Annotated in this window: 3 protein-coding genes; 2 read left to right on the top strand and 1 reads right to left on the bottom strand. The window is 64.8% G+C overall.

Annotated features, from left to right (window positions below; genetic code table 11):
* Positions 1-744 (top strand): calcium-binding protein (locus tag FHG66_RS21300; RefSeq protein WP_139079150.1); only part of this gene is annotated, 744 nt, incomplete at its 5' end.
* A 495-nt stretch (positions 745-1,239) separates the two neighbouring features.
* Complete coding sequence (locus FHG66_RS21295) at positions 1,240-1,611, top strand: alpha/beta fold hydrolase (protein ID WP_139079149.1); 372 nt, start codon at positions 1,240-1,242, stop codon at positions 1,609-1,611.
* On the opposite strand, the gene FHG66_RS21290 is transcribed toward FHG66_RS21295, so the two are convergent.
* Positions 1,601-1,924: integrase core domain-containing protein (locus FHG66_RS21290; RefSeq protein ID WP_246082717.1), on the bottom strand; the 324-nt coding region annotated here is incomplete at its 5' end. The two genes, FHG66_RS21295 and FHG66_RS21290, sit on opposite strands and share 11 nt — an antisense overlap.

The following is a 1,924-nucleotide window of genomic DNA, read 5'->3' as shown; positions in this document are numbered from 1 at the left end:
GACTGGCTCGACGGCCGCGACGGCGCCGATAGCCTCCTGGGCGGATCAGGAACAGACGTCCTCGTGGGCGGATCCCAGAACGACAGCCTCGATGGGGGGGCTGGCGCAGACCGGCTTGAAGGGGGCGCGGGCGACGACATCTTTGTCGTTTCCGAGACGGCCGACTCGGTTGTCGAACTCGCCAACGGAGGTGTCGATACCGTCCAGTCCTCGGTGGCCACGACACTCGCAGCGAACGTCGAGAACTTGCGTCTGACAGGCGCCTTGGCTGTCAACGGCACAGGCAACGCGGTTGCCAACAGCTTGACCGGTAACGACGCGGCAAACGTCCTGTCGGGCCTTGCGGGCAGTGATCGGCTTGGCGGCGGTGCCGGCAGCGACCGTCTCATTGGCGGGGCCGGGGTGGATACGGTGTCTGGCGGAGCGGGTGACGACGTGTTCCAGTTCGCGTCGTCCGCGGAGTTCGGGGACGTCATCACGGACTTCCGCAGCCAGGCGGGCAACAACGACCGCTTCGAGTTCAGCGCCGCAAGCTTTGGCATGGCGGTCGGCACCCTGTCCGCGTCGCGCCTCCAGATCCGGGCCGACAACGTGGCGCAGGACGGCGACGACCGGTTCATCTTCCGCACCACCGACCAGACCTTGTGGTACGACAACAACGGCAAGGATCCGAGCGGCCTGGGACTGATCGCCGATCTCGACAGCGGCGCGATGGTCACGGCCTCCGACTTCATCTTCGTCTGACGCATCAACCCGTCGCGGCCTGTGCGGGCCGCGACGGGTCCACTGCTTTGCAGATATACTCAGAGGGTCTGCTACACCCAACGCTTGGGGGCGCCATAAACGTCTTCTGAGCACTATCGTCGGTGGAAGCGGCTTCGGTGATGGACATGGAGAAGGTCCATCTCTGATTGGGCGGCCAACGCTGCAGCCCGATCGCCTGCCTGATATGGGCGGACCCACCAAGAGCCACGAGCCCTGCGTCGATGTCTGGTCCAGTTGTATCGACGCGCGCCTGTTTCCGCCCGCAAGGCGATCAAGGACGAGACAGTGGATCCGAGCGCTGCCTCCGGGGGTCGTCGACGTGTTCGACAGGCCCCGTTGTGCCGCTTCTGCGGGCAGTCTCTGGTCCAACGGGAGGTGCCCCTACGATATCCTATTGACCCGGCTTGACAGGATCGCCCGACATTTCCGACCTTTACGGAAAAGGCGATGCACAACGGGGATCGGGGAAGGACCATGCCGATACGAGAGGGCCTAGCGCCTTTTGGTGCCTACGAGACCTGGTACCGCGTCACCGGCGATCTCGCTTCGGGCAAGACGCCTCTGGTCGTCCTGCATGGCGGGCCAGGCTGTACCCACGATTACGTCCTGGCGTTCGCGGACCTTGCCGAAACCGGCCGCGCCGTGATCCATTACGACCAGATCGGCAATGGCCGTTCGACCCATATGCGGGGCGCAGGCCCCGAGGTCTGGACCGTGGACCTTTTCCTGTCCGAGCTAGACAACCTTCTAAAGCATCTCGGCATCCAAGATCGCTATGCCGTTCTGGGGCAGTCCTGGGGTTGGCCTGCCCCAATCGGGTGGTCCGGGTTCAGACTTAGTGCATGACCGGCTTGGGCGCTACGACTGGGGTGGCCGGCGAAGCGGCTCCGGGTGGCGAAGCCGGCCACTGGACGACTTCCGGAGCGGGAGGCCGATAGCCCAGCGACGAGTGCGGGCGCCTGGTATTGTAGTGCTGGCGCCAGCTCTCGATGACGACCTTGGCTTCGGCGAGGCTGTAGAAGATCTCGCCGTCCAAGAACTCGTCGCGGAGCTTGGAGTTGAAGCTCTCGCAAAAGCCGTTCTCCCACAGTGCATGACCGGCTTGGGCGCTACGACTGGGGTGGCCGGCGAAGCGGCTCCGGGTGGCGAAGCCGGCCAC

The sequence above is a fragment of the Rubellimicrobium rubrum genome, assembly GCF_006152115.1.
GTDB lineage: Bacteria > Pseudomonadota > Alphaproteobacteria > Rhodobacterales > Rhodobacteraceae > Rubellimicrobium > Rubellimicrobium rubrum.
This window is presented reverse-complemented; position numbering and strand designations above follow the sequence as displayed.